The 15,353-nt window shown below is 71.2% G+C and carries 11 protein-coding genes; all 11 read left to right on the top strand.

The features are described 5' to 3' along the window. Window positions 1–267: 267 nt before the first annotated feature. The 11 genes from AB0B20_RS17395 to AB0B20_RS17345 all read left to right on the top strand — a co-directional run bounded on the left by AB0B20_RS17395 (window position 268) and on the right by AB0B20_RS17345 (window position 15,301). Window positions 268–1,584: a cellulose binding domain-containing protein gene (locus tag AB0B20_RS17395; RefSeq protein ID WP_357471707.1), complete on the top strand. Its 1,317-nt coding sequence runs from the start codon at window positions 268–270 to the stop codon at window positions 1,582–1,584. A gap of 290 nt (window positions 1,585–1,874) precedes the next feature. Then, entirely contained in the window at window positions 1,875–3,395 is a 1,521-nt protein-coding gene (locus AB0B20_RS17390; RefSeq protein WP_357471704.1) for an arabinofuranosidase catalytic domain-containing protein, read from the top strand. Between the two features lie 50 nt (window positions 3,396–3,445). Continuing rightward, the gene (locus AB0B20_RS17385; RefSeq protein ID WP_357471701.1) at window positions 3,446–5,863 is read left to right on the top strand and encodes a ricin-type beta-trefoil lectin domain protein; all 2,418 of its coding nucleotides are present in this window, start codon (window positions 3,446–3,448) and stop codon (window positions 5,861–5,863) included. A gap of 118 nt (window positions 5,864–5,981) precedes the next feature. Continuing rightward, entirely contained in the window at window positions 5,982–7,736 is a 1,755-nt protein-coding gene (locus tag AB0B20_RS17380; RefSeq protein WP_357471758.1) for a family 43 glycosylhydrolase, read from the top strand. Between the two features lie 11 nt (window positions 7,737–7,747). Continuing rightward, window positions 7,748–8,872, top strand: coding sequence for a ricin-type beta-trefoil lectin domain protein (locus AB0B20_RS17375; protein ID WP_357471698.1), 1,125 nt, complete (start codon window positions 7,748–7,750; stop codon window positions 8,870–8,872). Window positions 8,873–8,966: 94 nt separating this feature from the next. Further along, window positions 8,967–9,383 carry a PPOX class F420-dependent oxidoreductase gene (locus AB0B20_RS17370; RefSeq protein WP_357385799.1) on the top strand — a complete coding sequence of 139 codons (417 nt, stop codon included), beginning with the start codon at window positions 8,967–8,969 and terminating at the stop codon, window positions 9,381–9,383. Window positions 9,384–9,430: 47 nt separating this feature from the next. Next, entirely contained in the window at window positions 9,431–10,021 is a 591-nt protein-coding gene (locus tag AB0B20_RS17365; RefSeq protein ID WP_357385797.1) for a DinB family protein, read from the top strand. Between the two features lie 90 nt (window positions 10,022–10,111). Beyond that, the gene (locus AB0B20_RS17360; RefSeq protein WP_357471695.1) at window positions 10,112–11,923 is read left to right on the top strand and encodes a hypothetical protein; all 1,812 of its coding nucleotides are present in this window, start codon (window positions 10,112–10,114) and stop codon (window positions 11,921–11,923) included. A 30-nt stretch (window positions 11,924–11,953) separates the two neighbouring features. Beyond that, a complete protein-coding gene (locus tag AB0B20_RS17355; RefSeq protein WP_357385793.1) occupies window positions 11,954–12,964 on the top strand; it encodes a glycosyltransferase family 2 protein in 1,011 nt (336 codons plus the stop codon). Between the two features lie 112 nt (window positions 12,965–13,076). Further along, window positions 13,077–14,213, top strand: a complete 1,137-nt coding sequence (locus tag AB0B20_RS17350) for an SPFH domain-containing protein (RefSeq protein ID WP_357385791.1) — start codon at window positions 13,077–13,079, stop codon at window positions 14,211–14,213. Further along, window positions 14,210–15,301 carry a hypothetical protein gene (locus AB0B20_RS17345; protein ID WP_357385789.1) on the top strand — a complete coding sequence of 364 codons (1,092 nt, stop codon included), beginning with the start codon at window positions 14,210–14,212 and terminating at the stop codon, window positions 15,299–15,301. Before AB0B20_RS17350 ends, AB0B20_RS17345 begins: the two co-directional genes overlap by 4 nt. The last annotated feature ends 52 nt before the right edge of the window (window positions 15,302–15,353 follow it).

The following is a 15,353-nucleotide window of genomic DNA, read 5'->3' as shown; positions in this document are numbered from 1 at the left end:
TTATCGATAACCTGCTATGTTCCGGGACGGGAGCGAAGGGCACGCTCCCCGTCACCCCCGCAACCGGCAAGGCGTACCGAGGCACCCTCCTCGCCGCCCGGCCGGTCGGTGACCAGTCCGGGCCGCTCCGCCGATGCACGCCGACGCAGGCGGCCACCGGACGACTTCGGCCACGGCCCACGCGCGGCTCCGCGCCCTTCTCGCAGGCGACGTCGGCATCGACGGACGGCCCGGCCTGCACCGCCACCAAGGGCAAGGAGTCAGTCAATGGCGAAACGAACACGGCTCTACTCATCCATCGCCGCCGCGGCGATGCTTCTCGCGGCGGCGGCCGGCGGCGCGCTCAACGGCGGCCTCGGCGAGACGGCACAGGCGTCGACGAACGGCACGCTCGCGGCGACCGCCGGCTGCGGCAAGGCGCCCACGCTGTCCAGCGGTACGCGCACCATCTCCAGCGGCGGCCAGAACCGCAGCTACATCCTGCGCATCCCGGACGGGTACGACCGCAACCACCCGTACCGCCTGATCTTCGGGTTCCACTGGCTGAACGGCTCGGCGAACAACGTCGCCTCGGCCGGCTACTACGGCCTGCTGCCGCTGTCGAACAACAGCACGATCTTCGTCGCGCCACAGGGCATCGACAACGGGTGGGCCAACACCAACGGCCGCGACCTGACCCTGTTCGACGACATCTCCCGGCTCATCGAGAACGACCTCTGCGTGGACACCAGCCAACGGTTCGCGCTCGGCTGGAGCTACGGCGGGGCGATGAGCTACGCGGTGGCCTGCGCCCGGCCGAATGTCATCCGCGCGGTCACCGTCCTGTCCGGCGCCAACCTCAGCGGCTGCAACGGCGGCACCCAGCCGGTCGCCTACTTCGGCATCCACGGCATCTACGACAGCGTGCTGAACATCTCCGCGGGCCGGTCGCTGCGGGACACGTTCGTCCGCAACAACGGCTGCACCGCGCAGAGCCCACGCGAGCCGAGCCGGGGCAGCCTGACGCACATCACCACCACCTACTCCGGCTGCCGCGAGGGCTACCCGGTGCAGTGGGCCGCGTTCGACGGCGACCACACCCCCAGCCCGGTCGACGGGTCGTCCAGCCCGAACGACTCCCGCACCTGGACGTCGGGGGAGATCTGGCGGTTCTTCAGCCAGTTCGCGTCCACCACGCCGCCGACCACGGCACCGCCGACGACCACTCCGCCGACCACTCCGCCGGTCACCACCGCGCCGCCCACGACTCCGCCGGTCACCACGCCGCCGCCGAGTGAGCCGGGCGCCTGCACCGCGACCTACCGGACGGTGAACACCTGGCCGGGCGGCTTCCAGGCCGAGGTCACCGTGGCCAACAACGGCGCCGCCACGCTCAACGGCTGGACCGTACGTCTGACCCTGGCCTCCGGCCAGGCGATCAGCAGCCTCTGGAGCGGCGTCAACACGGGCACCACCGGCTCGGTGTCGGTCCGCAACGCGGACTACAACGGGACCCTGGGCGCGAACGCCTCCACGACGTTCGGGTTCACGGCCACCGGGAACGGCGCCACCGCGCCCAGCGGTGTCACCTGCACCAGTCCCTGACCAGGACGGCCCGCCGACCCCGTTCGGGGCGCCGGGCCGGGGGTGGCAGACCACCCCCGGCCCGGCCCTGGGCGGGGAGCAAACCGAGATCCCGCTTCCCGCCGAGGTGTGCTCTAATTAATACTGGTCGATGTTTGCGTTAACACTGGCACCTGACATGCCACCACCACCAGGCTGGTCAGAGCCCTCACGTCACAGGTGTTAGCGCTTGCACCGGCGGCCATCCATAGCTCGTGAGGCACCGCGCCGGCACGAACGACCGCGGAGCCCTGCGTACCCGAGGAGCCGTCATGGTGATCCCCCGTCCCCGCTCCGTCCGATCCGGACCGTCCCGTCTGACCATCCCCGCGCTGATTCTCGTCCTTGTCGTCGCCGGCGCCGCCCTGGCCACTTCGAGCCGAAACGCCGTGGCCGCGCCCGGGCCCGGCTCCATCGTGGGCGCGCAGTCCGGCCGCTGCGTCGACGTCCCCAACGGCAGCACCACGAACGGCACTCAGGTGCAGCTCTACGACTGCACGGGCGGCACGCCGCAGAACTGGACGTACACGTCGGCGAAGCAGTTCATGGTGTACGGCGACAAGTGCCTGGACGCCAACGGCCAGGGCACCAGCCCGGGCACGGCCGTGATCATCTGGGACTGCAACGGCCAGGCCAACCAGCAGTGGAACGTCACCTCGGCCGGCACCATCACCGGCCAGCAGTCCGGGCTGTGCCTGGACGCCACGAACGCGGGCACCGCCAACGGCACCAGGATCATCCTGTGGACCTGCAACGGCCAGGCCAACCAGCGGTGGAACACCTCGGCCACGCCGTCGTCACCGCCGCCCACCTCGACGCCCCCGCCCGGCGGGCGGCCGTGCGACATCTACGCCGCGGGCGGCACGCCGTGCGTGGCCGCGCACAGCACCACCCGGGCGCTGTTCTCGGCGTACGGCGGCAACCTCTACCAGGTCCGCCGCGCCTCCGACAACGCCACCCGCAACATCGGGCTGCTGGGCAACGGCGGCTACGCCGACGCCGCCGCACAGGACGCGTTCTGCGCCGGTACGAGCTGCGTGATCACCGCCGTGTTCGACCAGTCGGGACGCGGGAACGACCTGTGGTACCAGGGCTCCGCGCAGGTCCCCGGCTCCACCTCCAGCCGGCCCGCGAACGCGACGAGCGAGTCGTTGACGGTCGGGGGCGCCCGGGCGTACTCGCTCTACATCAATCCCGGGAACAGCTACTGGCGCGACGGCCACCTGACCGGCGTCCCCACCGGCGCGGCCCCCGAGGGCATGTACATGGTGACCAGCGGCACCCACGTCAACAGCGGCTGCTGCTTCGACTACGGCAACAGCGAGACCACCCGCAGCGCCGACGCGGCCGGGGCGATGGACGCGATCAACTTCAGCACCAGCTGCTGGTTCGGCGGCTGCTCCGGCAGCGGCCCCTGGGTGCAGGCCGACCTGGAGTGGGGTCTCTACCCGGGTGGCAGCCAGTCCTGGAACCCGAACCAGCGGGCCTTCACCAACCGGTTCGTCACCGCCACCCTGAAGAACAACGGCACCTCGCGGTTCGCCGTCAAGGGCAGCAACGCCCAGTCCGGTGGCCTCGCCACGCTCTACGACGGGTCGCTGCCGGCCGGCTACAGCCCGATGCGCAAGCAGGGCGCCATCATCCTGGGCAGCGGCGGCGACTGCTGCAAGCCCGGCGGCGGCGCGAACCTCAGCGCCGGCACGTTCTACGAGGGCGCCATGGTGGCGGGCTATCCGTCCGACGCGACCGAGAACGCCGTCCAGGCCGACATCGTCGCCGCCGGCTACCGCTGACCGGCGGGCGAGGCAAGCGACCACACCCCGCATTCGTGAAGGGACTCGTCATGTCCGAACCGAGACGGAGGCGCCGTCGCCCCCGACTGCTGGCGGCGCTGGCCGCCAGCGTCCTTGCCGCCGCCGGCGGCCTGACCCTCACCGCCGGACCCGCGCAGGCGGCCACCACGATCACCGTCAACGGCACCTCCGGCGGCCAGACGTTCGACGGGGTGGGCGCGGTCAGCGGCGGCGGCGGCAACAGCCGGCTGCTGATCGACTATCCGGAGCCGCAGCGCGGACAGATCCTGGACTACCTGTTCAAGCCCGGCTACGGCGCCGCGTTGCAGATCCTCAAGGTCGAGATGGGCGGCGACACCAACTCCACAAGCGGCTCGGAGCCGAGCCACGCACACGTGCGGGGCGACCTGAACTGCAACCGCGGCTACCAGTGGTGGATCATGGAGCAGGCCAAGGCCCGCAACCCCGCCATCAAGCTGGCGGCGCTGCCGTGGGGCGCTCCCGGCTGGATCGGCAACGGCAACTTCATGTCCCAGGACATGATCGACTACTTCGTGAGCTGGCTGGGCTGCGCGCGGCAGCACAACCTCACCATGGACTACATCACCGCCGCCCAGAACGAGAAGCGCACCGACGCCAACTGGACCATCAGCCTGCGCCAGGCGCTGAACGCCAACGGCTACAGCGGTGTGAAGATCATCTACGGGGACGACTACCCCGGCAGCTGGGGCCCGGCGAACGCGGTCGCCAGCAACACCACGCTACGCAACAGCATCGACGTGCTCAGCGGCCACTACCCGTGCGGCTACCTCAGCGCGCAGACCACCTGCACCGTCTCGTCCACCGCCACCAGCACCGGCAAGACGCTGTGGAACAGCGAGGGCGGATCGCAGGACTACAACGACGGCGCCAAGCCCCTCGCCCGCGGCATCAACCGGGGCTACATCGACGGCCGGATGGTCGCCTACCTCAACTGGGACCTGATCGCGGCGATCACGCCGAACCTGCCCTGGTCCACTGTCGGGCTGATCCTGGCCAACCAGCCGTGGTCCGGCTGGTACTCGGTCGGCAAGAACACCTGGGCGCTGGCGCACACCACCCAGTTCACCGCGCCCGGCTGGCGCTACCTGGACTCGTCCTCGGGCTACCTGGGCGGCAACCGCAACAACGGCAGCTACGTATCGTTGCGGTCGACCAGCAGCGGCGACTACAGCACGGTCATCGAGACCATGGACGCCACCGCGGCCCAGCAGGTCACCATGAACATCACCGGCGGGCTGTCGACCGGCCAGGTGCACATCTGGGCCACGAACCTGAACTCGACGAACCCGAACGACTTCTTCGTCCGCGGCGCGGACATCACCCCGTCGGGCGGGTCGTTCTCGCTCACCGTCCAGCCCGGTCACCTCTACACCGTCACCACCACCAGCGGGCAGGGCAAGGGCACCGCCACCAGCCCGGCGCAGGGCTCGCTGGGCCTGCCGTACCGCGACGACTTCGACGGCTACGCCAGCGGACGGTTCCCGAAGTACCTCCAGGACATGCAGGGCGCGTTCGAGACCGTCGGCTGCGGCGGCGGGCGGGCCGGCATGTGCCTGCGCCAGATGTCCGCGCAGGCGCCGATCACCTGGAAGACGCTCGCCGACCCGGCGACCTACGGCGGGAACCTGAGCTGGGGCAACTACACGGTCTCCGCCGACGTCCTGCTCGAACAGGCCGGCTACGCCCAGATCATGGGGCGCGTCGGCAGCACCAACCTGGACCCGATCGGCCGGTACAACGCCTACTTCCTGCGGGTCACCGACTCCGGCGCGTGGTCCATCCTGCGCAACAACACCGCCGGGCAGCTCGTCACTCTGCGCAGCGGGAACGTCGCCGCGTTGGGCACCAACCGCTGGCACAGCCTCGCGCTCGGCTTCTCCGGCACCACCATCACCGCGACCATCGACGGCACGACCGTCGGCACGGCCACCGACTCCACGTTCGGCACCGGCCAGGTCGGCTTCGGCACCAGCCAGGGCGGGACCGCCCAGTTCGACAACCTGTCGGTGGTCGCCGGCCCGGGCGGCAACCCCGGGGGTACGAGCGGCGCGCTGCTCAACCCCAACTCCAGCCGCTGCCTGGACGTGCCGAACCAGTCCCAGACCAACGGCACGCAGGTGACGTTGTGGGAGTGCAACGGCGGCGCGAACCAGCAGTGGACGGCGACCTCCGGCCGCCAGCTCCAGGTGTACGGCAGCAAGTGCCTCGACGCCGAGAGCCAGGGCACCTCGTCCGGCACCCGGGTCATCATCTGGGACTGCAACGGCGGCACCAACCAGCAGTGGAACGTCAACACCGACGGCACGATCACCGGCGTCCAGTCCGGACTGTGCCTGAGCCCGAACGGCGGCGGGACCGGCAACGGCACCGCGATCGTCCTGTCCGCCTGCACGGGCGGCAGCAGCCAGAAATGGAGCCGGGCATGACGGCCCGACCTACCACACCCATCCGCCGCGGCGCGGCCAACCGGGGAGACGACCTGTGACCTCAACGCTATGGAGAACCGACCGCCGGACCAGACGATGGCTCGCGCTGGCCGTGACCATGCTCGCCCTGCTGGGGCTGGCCCCGGTCATCGCCGGAGAGCTGAGCCCGACCGCCGCCCGGGCGGACAACCCGATCGTGCAGAACATCTACACGGCCGACCCGGCACCGCTGGTCTACAACGGCCGCGTCTACCTCTACACCGGCCACGACGAGGACAACTCGACCTGGTTCACCATGAAGGAGTGGCGGGTCTACTCGTCCGACGACATGGTCAACTGGACCGACCACGGCTCACCGCTCAGCCTCGCCACGTTCAGCTGGGCCAAGCAGGACGCGTGGGCCGGCCAGGCGGTCTACCGCAACGGCAAGTTCTACTGGTACGTGCCGATGGTCGTGCGGGCGACCGGCCAGATGGGCATCGGGGTGGCGGTGGCGGACAGCCCCACCGGGCCGTTCCGGGACGCCATCGGGCGCCCGCTGGTGAGCAACGGCGAGATCGACCCCACCGTGTTCATCGACGACGACGGCCAGGCATACCTGTACTGGGGCAACCCGCGCCTGTGGTACGTGAAGCTGAACTCGGACATGACCTCGTACTCGGGCAGCCCGACGCAGATCCCGCTGACCACCGCGGGCTTCGGGACGCGGACCGGAGACGCGAACCGGCCCACCCTCTACGAGGAGGGGCCCTGGGTCTACAAGCGCAACAACATCTACTACAACGTGTTCGCCGCCAAGTGCTGCTCGGAGTTCCTCGCCTACTCGACGGCGCCCGGCCCGCTGGGGCCGTGGACCTACCGCGGCACGGTCATGCCCACCCAGGGCAGCAGCTTCACCAACCACCCCGGGATCGTCGACTTCAAGGGTGGCTCCTACCTCTTCTACCACAACGGGGCCCTGCCCGGCGGCGGCGGTTTCACCAGGTCGGTGGCGGTGGAGAAGTTCTCCTACGGCGCGGACGGCTCGATCCCCACGATCAACATGACCACCACCGGCGCACCTCAGGTGGGCACGCTCAACCCGTACGTCCGGCAGGAGGCGGAGACGATCGCCTGGGGGCAGGGGATCGAGACCGAGCCGGCCAGCGGCGGGGGGATGAACGTCGGCTTCGTCGACAACGGTGACTACATCAAGGTCAAGGGCGTCGCCTTCGGCACCGGCGCGGCCTCGTTCACCGCGCGGGTGGCCTCGGCCGGCAGTGGCGGCACCATCGAGCTGCGCCTGGACGGCACCGGCGGCCCGGTGGTGGGCACCTGCCGGGTCTCCGGCACCGGCGGCTGGCAGACCTGGGCCGACACGACCTGCGCGGTCAGCGGCGCCACCGGCACCCACGACCTGTACCTGCGGTTCACCGGCGGCAGCGGCTCGCTGTTCAACATCGACCACTGGCGGTTCACCCCCGCCGGGAGCACTCCCCCGCCCACGAACCCGCCGACCACCACGCCGCCGCCGATCGATCCCCCGCCGACCACCACGCCGCCCACGACCCCGCCGCCCACCACGCCGCCGCCGTCCGGTGGCGCCTGCACCGCGACCTACCGCACCACAAACTCCTGGTCCGGCGGGTTCCAGGCCGAGGTGACGGTCACCGCCGGCGCCGCGGCGCTCAACGGCTGGTCGGTGCGGTGGAACCTCGCCGGCGGCCAGAGCATCAGCCAGGTCTGGAGCGGCACGCTGAGCACCAGCGGCTCCACTGCGACCGTCCGCAACGCGGAGTACAACGGCTCGGTGCCGGCGTCCGGCTCGACCACGTTCGGCTTCGTGGCGAACGGCTCGCCCTCCACCCCGTCCCTGACCTGCACCAGCCCGTGAGAGGAACAGTCATGCGTACCCGAGCGAGAAGATGGCTCACCGCGGGCGCCGCGCTCGCCCTGCTGGCCGCCGGCGTGCTCACGCCCGCCGGCCCGGCGGGCGCCGAGTCCAACGGCGGCACCCGGGTGATGCCACTCGGTGACTCCATCACCGAGGGCACCCAGGTGCCGGGCGGCTACCGGATCGGCCTGTGGCAGCGGATGGCCGCCGGCGGCTACCGGGTCGACCTGGTCGGCTCCCAGTTCAACGGGCCGGGCAACCTCGGCGACCACGACCACGAGGGCCACCCCGGCTGGCGCATCGACCAGATCGACGCCAACATCACCGGCTGGCTGAACTCCTACCAGCCACGCACCGTGCTGCTGCACATCGGCACCAACGACATCCTGCAGAACTACAACGTCTCGACCGCGCCGAACCGGCTGTCGTCGCTGATCGACCGCATCACCAACACGGCGCCGAACGCGGACGTGTTCGTCGCGCAGATCATCCCGCTGGCGAACTCCGGCCAGGAGGCGGCGGTGCGCACGTTCAACGCCGCCATCCCGGGCATCGTGCAGTCGAAGGTGAACGCCGGCAAGCGCGTCCACCTGGTCGACCAGCACTCGGCGCTGACCACCGCCGACCTGATCGACGGCATCCACCCGACCGCCACCGGCTACGACAAGATGGCCGCCGTCTGGTACCGCGCGTTGCAGTCGGTGTCCGGCAGCATCGGCACCCCCGGCAGCGGCGGGGGCACCTACCAGAACGTGCAACTGGTCGGCGTCGGCTCGGGCCGGTGCCTGGACGTGCCGAACGGCAGCACCACGAACGGCACCGCCGTGCAGTTGTACGACTGCTGGGGCGGCACGATGCAGCGCTGGACGTACACCTCGGCCAAGCAGTTGCAGGTGCTCGGCAACAAGTGCCTGGACGCCAACGGGCGGGGCACCGCCAACGGCACCAGCGTGATCATCTGGGACTGCAACGGCCAGCCCAACCAGCAGTGGAACCTCAACGCCGACGGCACGATCAGCGGGGTCCAGTCCGGGCGCTGCCTGGACGCGGCCGGCTACGGCACCGCCAACGGGACCAGGATCAACCTCTGGGACTGCCACGGCGGCACCAACCAGCGGTGGAGCGTGCGCGCCTGACCCGCAGGCGACGGGCTCCCCGGCCCACGACGCCGGGGAGCCCCGCCCGCCGCATGACCAGCGGCGGGACCGGCGGGTACGTAGAGTGGGAGCCATGTCGAAGCCGCCGCTGCCCGAGCCCGCCGTCGCCATGCTGTCCAAGCCGAATCCCGCCGTCATCGCCACACTGCGCGACGGCCAGCCGGTGACCGCGGCCACCTGGTACCTCTGGGAGGACGGCCGCGTCCTGGTGAACATGGACGAGGGCCGCCGCCGGCTGGCGCACCTGCGCAGCGACCCCCGGGTCTCCCTGACGGTGCTGGACGAGGGGAACTGGTACACCCACGTCAGCCTCATCGGGCGGGTGGTCGAGGTGCGCGACGACGAGGGCCTGGCGGACATCGACCGGATCTCGCAGCACTACACCGGACGGCCGTACCCGCGACGGGACCGCGGCCGGGTCAGCGCGTGGATCGAGATCGAGCGCTGGCACGGGTGGGGCGCGCACAAGGACAACGACCAGACCGGCTGACCGCCGCCGCCCCCACGATGTCCGACCCATGCGCGAGAGTGTCGGGCATGACCGAATCGAAGGACCCGAAGACCGCGCTGCACCACTACCTCCGCGCGATCCGGGAGAACCTGATCTGGAAGCTCGACGGGCTGAGCGAACGCGAGGCCCGGCTTCCCCGCACCGCGACCGGCAACAACTTCCTGGGCCTGCTCAAGCACTGCCTGAACGTCGAGGCCGGCTACTTCGGGCCCACGTTCGGCCGCGAGTTCCCCAACCCCGGGGAACTGGTCGCGCTGGAGATGTTCGACGCGGACCCGCAGGCGGACTGGTACGCCCGGGAGGACGAGACCAAGGACGGGCTGATCGACCTCTACCGCCGGGTCGGAGCGTTCGCGGACGAGACGATCGAGACGCTGCCGCTGGACGCGCCGGGGCGGGTGCCGTGGTGGTATCCGGGCCGGCAGGACGTCACGCTGCACCAGATCATCGTGCACGTCTGCGTCGACCTGGCCCGGCACGCCGGTCACGCCGACATCATGCGCGAGCAGCACGACGCGGCGATCGGGCTGGGGCGGGAGAACCGGAACGTCCCCGACGGCTATGACTGGCCGGCGTACGTCAGTAAGCTGTCGGCGCTCGCGGACCGGTTCGCGTAGCCGGCCCTTCCGGTACTGCGGGCCGGAAGTTTCAACCATATTTCGGACAGCGGATCGACAGGATCAGCAGCATCGTGAAGCATCTATCCCATGAAAATCCGGCCCGCCGTCGCCCCGCCGGCCGCTGAGGACAGCGGTCCCGCGCAGCCGCCCGCCGATCCGCCCTCGGACGACAGCCCCACCGACGAGCGCCCGACGGACGGCAGCCGCCGGTGGCGGCCGAACCCGGAGTGGACGCTGGCGATCCTGGGCAGTCTGCTGCTGGCGGTGGTGCTGACCTGGCCGACGTTGCGGCACCCGGCGACCACGATCCCCGGCGACCTGGGCGACCCGACGTTGCAGTCGTGGCAGGTCGCCTGGTCGGGGCACGCCCTGCTCAACGACCCGGCCAACCTGTGGAACTCGAACACGTTCTATCCGGAGCGCTACACCTACGCCTACAGCGACACGCTGCTCGGCTACGCGCCGTTCGGGATGCTCGGCTCCGGATTCGAGGCCGCGCTGATCCGCTACAACGTGCTCTACGTGCTGTTGCACGCGCTGGCGTTCGTCGGGGCGTACGCGCTGGCCCGGCAGCTCGGCGCGAACCGCTGGGGCGGTGCGGTCGCCGGGGTGGCGTGGGCGTACGCGCCGTGGCGGCTGGCGCACTCCGGCCACCTGAACATCCTGTCCAGCGGCGGGATCGCGCTGGCGCTGGCGATGCTGGCGCGTGGCCACGGCTGGTCGCTGCGCCACGGATACCGCCCGGAGCGCCGTCGGCCCGGCTGGGCGGTGGCCGGGTGGCTCGTCGCGGCCTGGCAGGTCACGCTCGGCTTCGGCATCGGGCTGCCGCTCGTCTACTTCCTGCTGGCCGCCGCGCTGGTGGCGGCCGGCTGCTACGGCTGGTCCTGGTGGCGCAAGCGGGAACGGCCCCCGTTCGGCCGGCGGCTGCTCGTCGCGGACCTGGCCGGTGGCGCCGTGTTCGGCACCGTCACGCTGCTGCTCGGGCTGGTCTACCTGCGCGTGGTCGACCTCAACCCGCAGGCCGTCCGGTCGCTGGACTGGACCAAGATGTTCTCCCCGCCGCTGATCGGGTTCGTCACCGCGCCCGGCGACTCGTGGCTGTGGGGGGAACGGCACGCCGCCGCCCGCGAACAGCTCACCTGGCCGCCGGAGATGGCACTGCTACCAGGCATGACGCTGATCGGGCTGGCCGCGGCGGGGCTGTTCGTCTCGGCCTTCCCGGTGCGGCACCGGGTCACGCTGGGCCTCGGCGTGGCCGGCACCGTGCTGCTGGGCCTCGGTTCCACGCTCGGCGGGGACGGCGAACCCGGCTACCTGACGCTGTCCCGGCTCCTGCCGGGCTGGGACGCGTTGCGCACCCCGGGCCGGATGATGCACTGGACCAGCCTGTTGCTGGCCGTGCTGGCGGCCGGGCTGGTGACCGCGCTGGCCGAGTCGTGGCGCCGGCCGGCGGCGGCGCGCGCGTCCCGGGCCGTCGCGGCACTGGTCCTGCTGGTGCCGCTCGCCCTGGTCACGCTGGAGGGCGTCAACCGTACGCCGCACCCGGTCGTGCCGACGCCACCGGCGGCGATGCGGACCGCGCCGGAACCCATGCTGGTGCTGCCCGCCGGTGGGGTGGGCGACCTGAACTACATGCTGTGGTCGACCGACGGGTTCCCCCGGATCACCAACGGGCTCGGCGGTTTCGAGCCGGTCACCCAGGCCCAGACCCGGGTCGCCGTGGCCTCGTTCCCCGACGCGGGCAGCGTGGCGTACCTGCGCGGGATCGGCGTGCGGTCGGTCGTCGCGGTGCCGAGCCGCGCGGCGGGGACGCCGTGGGAGGGCATCGAGACCCGACCGGTCGACGGGCTGGGCATCACCCGGGAGGATGTCGATGGCACGCTTGTCTACCGCCTCTGACGCCGGGTGCCCGGGCGCGGGCCGGGCACGGTGAGCGCCGTGCGGTTGTCAGTGGTGGTGCCCTGCTTCAACGAGGAAGCGTCGGTGGAGCGGCTGCACGAGATGCTCAGCGTCGCGTTCGCCGAGCTGCAGGACGTGGACGTCGAGGTGGTGTACGTCGACGACGGCAGCGAGGACGGCACGCTTGCGGCGCTGCGCCGGCTCGCCGCCGCCGACCCGGCCGTCTGCTACACGTCGCTGAGCCGCAACTTCGGCAAGGAGGCGGCCATGCTCGCCGGCCTGCGCCGGGCCACCGGCGACGCGGTGGTCATCATGGACGCCGACCTGCAACACCCGCCGCGGTTGCTGCCCGAGATGGTGATGCTCTACCGCCAGGGCTTCGACCAGGTGATCGCCCGCCGGGACCGGCGTGGGGACCGGTTCATCCGGATGGTCGCCTCGCGCTCCTTCTACCGCCTGGTCAACTGGTGGATAGACGTCCGCCTGCTCGACGGCGCGGGCGACTTCCGGCTGCTGTCCCGGCTCGCGGTGAACGCGATCCTGGCCATGCCGGAATACAACCGCTTCTCCAAGGGCCTGTTCTCGTGGATCGGCTTCCGCACGGCGGTGGTGGCGCACCGCAACGAGACCCGGCAGGCCGGGCACAGCCGCTGGACGTTCGGCAAGCTGTTCAACTACGCGTTCGACGGCCTGCTGTCGTTCAACAACCGGCCGCTGCGCCTGGCCATCTACGGCGGGCTGTTCCTCACGCTCATCGCGGTGGGCTACATGGCCTGGGTGGTAGCGGACGCCGTGGAGAAGGGCATCGACGTGCCCGGCTACACCACGATCATCGTCAGCGTGATCGGGCTCGGCGGCATCCAGATGATGATCCTCGGGGTGATCGGCGAGTACATCGGCCGGATCTACTACGAGACCAAGCGCCGCCCGCACTATCTGGTGCAGGAGACCGAGCGCCTCGTCGATACCCCCGGCCGGGCGTCCCGGCTTCCGGAGCAGCGTACGGCCACCGGCGAATCGATGGCCGGCGAAACCGGCTGAGCGCCTCCGATCGGTGGCCGCCGATAGCGCCGAAAAGCTGTCTTTTCGCAGGTGGCGGGCGGTTGCTATGGTCGCCGCGACGCCGGAGACCGGCGCCGAGGAAAGGGTTGCGATGGGGCTGATGGACAAGCTCCGGGGCGAGCTCATCGACATCATCGAGTGGCTGGACGACAGCCGCGACACGATGGTCTGGCGATTCCCCCGGTATCAGAACGAGATCAAGATGGGCGCCCAACTGGTCGTCCGGGAGTCCCAGACGGCGGTGTTCGTCAACGAGGGGAAGATCGCCGACGTCTTCGCACCGGGGACGTACACGCTGGAGACCCGCAACCTGCCGATCCTGTCCACCCTGAAGGGCTGGAAGTACGGCTTCAACTCTCCGTTCAAGGCCGAGGTGTACTTCGTCAACACCCGGCAGTTCACGGACATGAAGTGGGGCACCCAGAACCCGGTCATCCTGCGCGACGCCGAGTTCGGTGTGGTGCGGGTGCGGGCGTTCGGCGCCTTCGCGGCCCGAGTGGTGGACGCGGCGCGGCTGCTACGGGAACTGGTCGGCACCGACCCTCAGTTCCGCACCGAGGAGGTGCAGGAGTACCTGCGGCAGCTCATGGTCGGGCGGCTCGGCGGCGCGCTCGCCACGGCCGGGGTGCCGCTGCTGGACCTCGCGGCGCACCAGGACGCGATCGGCCGGCGGCTGGCCGCCGTGCTGACCGAGGAACTGGCCGAGGTCGGTATCGCGATCCCCAAGTTCGTCATCGAGAACGTGTCGGTGCCGCCGGAGGTCGAGAAGGCGCTGGACAAGCGGACCAGCATGGGCGCGGTCGGCGACCTGGACCGGTACACCCGCTTCCAGGCGGCGAACGCGATGGAGGCCGCGGCGAACAACCCGGGTGGCGAGGCGGGCGCGGGCATCGGCCTCGGCCTCGGCATGGCGATGGGCCAGCAGATGGCCCGGTCGATGGGCGGGGGCGCGGCCACGCAGCCGGTGCCGGCCCAGCCGGCCCCCGCGCAGCCGGCCGCCGCCGAGCCGCCGCCGCTGCCGGACCAGGCCCAGTGGTACGTCGGCGTCGGCGGCCAGCGGCAGGGCCCGTACGACCTCGGTGGGCTGGCCGAGCAGGCGGGTGCGGGCGCGCTCGGCGCGGACACGCTCGTCTGGCGCGCCGGCATGGCGCAGTGGCAGCCCGCCGGGCAGGTGCCCGAGCTGGCGTCGGTCCTCGCCAGCGTCCCGCCGCCGCTGCCGCCGGCATGAGCGACACGGCTGTCTCGCCGCCCTCGTACCAGTGCGGGGGGTGCGGCGCCCGGGTGGAGTACGCGCCGGGCACCACCACGCTGAGCTGCCCGTACTGCGGGTACCGGCAGGAGATCGCCGGCGCCGGCCGGGAGGTGCGCGAGCACGCGTACGCGGAACTGGCGTCGCTGCCCCGCAAGCCGGTGGCGAGCGTCGGGGCGCACACGTTCGTCTGCCCGGGCTGCGGCGCCCGGACGGAGAGCGACGCGCTGGCACAGCGCTGCCAGTTCTGCGCCACCCCGCTGGTGGCCGACGCCGGAGCGGGTGAGCTGATCGCGCCGGAGGCGGTGCTGCCGTTCGCCGTCGACCGTAACGGCGTGCGGACGGCCCTGGGCCAGTGGTGCGGCAGCCGCTGGTTCGCGCCCGGGAGCCTGAAGAAGATCACCGAGGCGGAGACGCTGAAGGGCACGTACCTGCCGCACTGGACGTTCGACGCGCGGACCGTGTCGGACTACCAGGGTCAGCGGGGCGAGCACTACTACGTCACCGAGACGTACACGGTGACGGTCGACGGCAAGCAGGAGACGCGGACCCGGCAGGTGCGGCACACCCGGTGGCATCCGGCCGCCGGCACCGTCCGCCGGGACTTCGACGATGTGCTGGTGCCCGCCACCACCCACCTGCCCACCGAGCAGTTGGACAAGCTTGCGCCGTGGCCGCTGGCCGAGGTGACCGCCTACCACGGCGACTACCTGGCCGGATACCAGGCCCTGCGGTACGACACCGAGCCCGAGGCAGGGCTGACCGAGGCGAAGGCGCGGATGGCGCCGGTCATCGAGCGGGACTGCCGGTCGGACATCGGCGGCGACGAGCAGCGGGTGTCCGCCGTCGACACCACGTACTCCGACGTGTCGTACAAGCTGGTCCTGCTGCCGGTGTGGATCGCCGCGTACCTGCACGCCGGGCGGTCGTACCAGGTGCTGGTGAACGCGCGGACCGGTCAGGTCATCGGCGAGCGCCCCTACAGTGCGGCGAAGATCGCGGCGGCGGTGCTGGCCGCGCTCGCGCTCGTCGCGGCGATCGTGGTGGCGTACGCGATGAGCCGCTGACGCGTACGGGCCACCGGTGTGCCGCACCGGTGGCCCGTACGCATCGCGCGAG

Origin of the sequence: Micromonospora sp. NPDC049151 (genome assembly GCF_040648395.1) — a bacterium.
Lineage (GTDB): Bacteria > Actinomycetota > Actinomycetes > Mycobacteriales > Micromonosporaceae > Micromonospora.
Note: the sequence above shows the minus strand (reverse complement) of the source record. Positions and strands in the feature narration are given on the sequence as shown.

Excerpts from the sequence above, each read along its gene's own strand:
- AB0B20_RS17350 (WP_357385791.1), top strand. The coding sequence starts at position 13,077 with ATGGGGCTGATGGACAAGCTCCGGGGCGAGCTCATCGACATCATCGAG.
- AB0B20_RS17380 (WP_357471758.1), top strand. The coding sequence starts at position 5,982 with ATGCTCGCCCTGCTGGGGCTGGCCCCGGTCATCGCCGGAGAGCTGAGC.
- AB0B20_RS17390 (WP_357471704.1), top strand. The coding sequence starts at position 1,875 with ATGGTGATCCCCCGTCCCCGCTCCGTCCGATCCGGACCGTCCCGTCTG.
- AB0B20_RS17365 (WP_357385797.1), top strand. The coding sequence starts at position 9,431 with ATGACCGAATCGAAGGACCCGAAGACCGCGCTGCACCACTACCTCCGC.
- AB0B20_RS17375 (WP_357471698.1), top strand. The coding sequence starts at position 7,748 with ATGCGTACCCGAGCGAGAAGATGGCTCACCGCGGGCGCCGCGCTCGCC.
- AB0B20_RS17360 (WP_357471695.1), top strand. The coding sequence starts at position 10,112 with ATGAAAATCCGGCCCGCCGTCGCCCCGCCGGCCGCTGAGGACAGCGGT.
- AB0B20_RS17370 (WP_357385799.1), top strand. The coding sequence starts at position 8,967 with ATGTCGAAGCCGCCGCTGCCCGAGCCCGCCGTCGCCATGCTGTCCAAG.
- AB0B20_RS17395 (WP_357471707.1), top strand. The coding sequence starts at position 268 with ATGGCGAAACGAACACGGCTCTACTCATCCATCGCCGCCGCGGCGATG.
- AB0B20_RS17385 (WP_357471701.1), top strand. The coding sequence starts at position 3,446 with ATGTCCGAACCGAGACGGAGGCGCCGTCGCCCCCGACTGCTGGCGGCG.
- AB0B20_RS17345 (WP_357385789.1), top strand. The coding sequence starts at position 14,210 with ATGAGCGACACGGCTGTCTCGCCGCCCTCGTACCAGTGCGGGGGGTGC.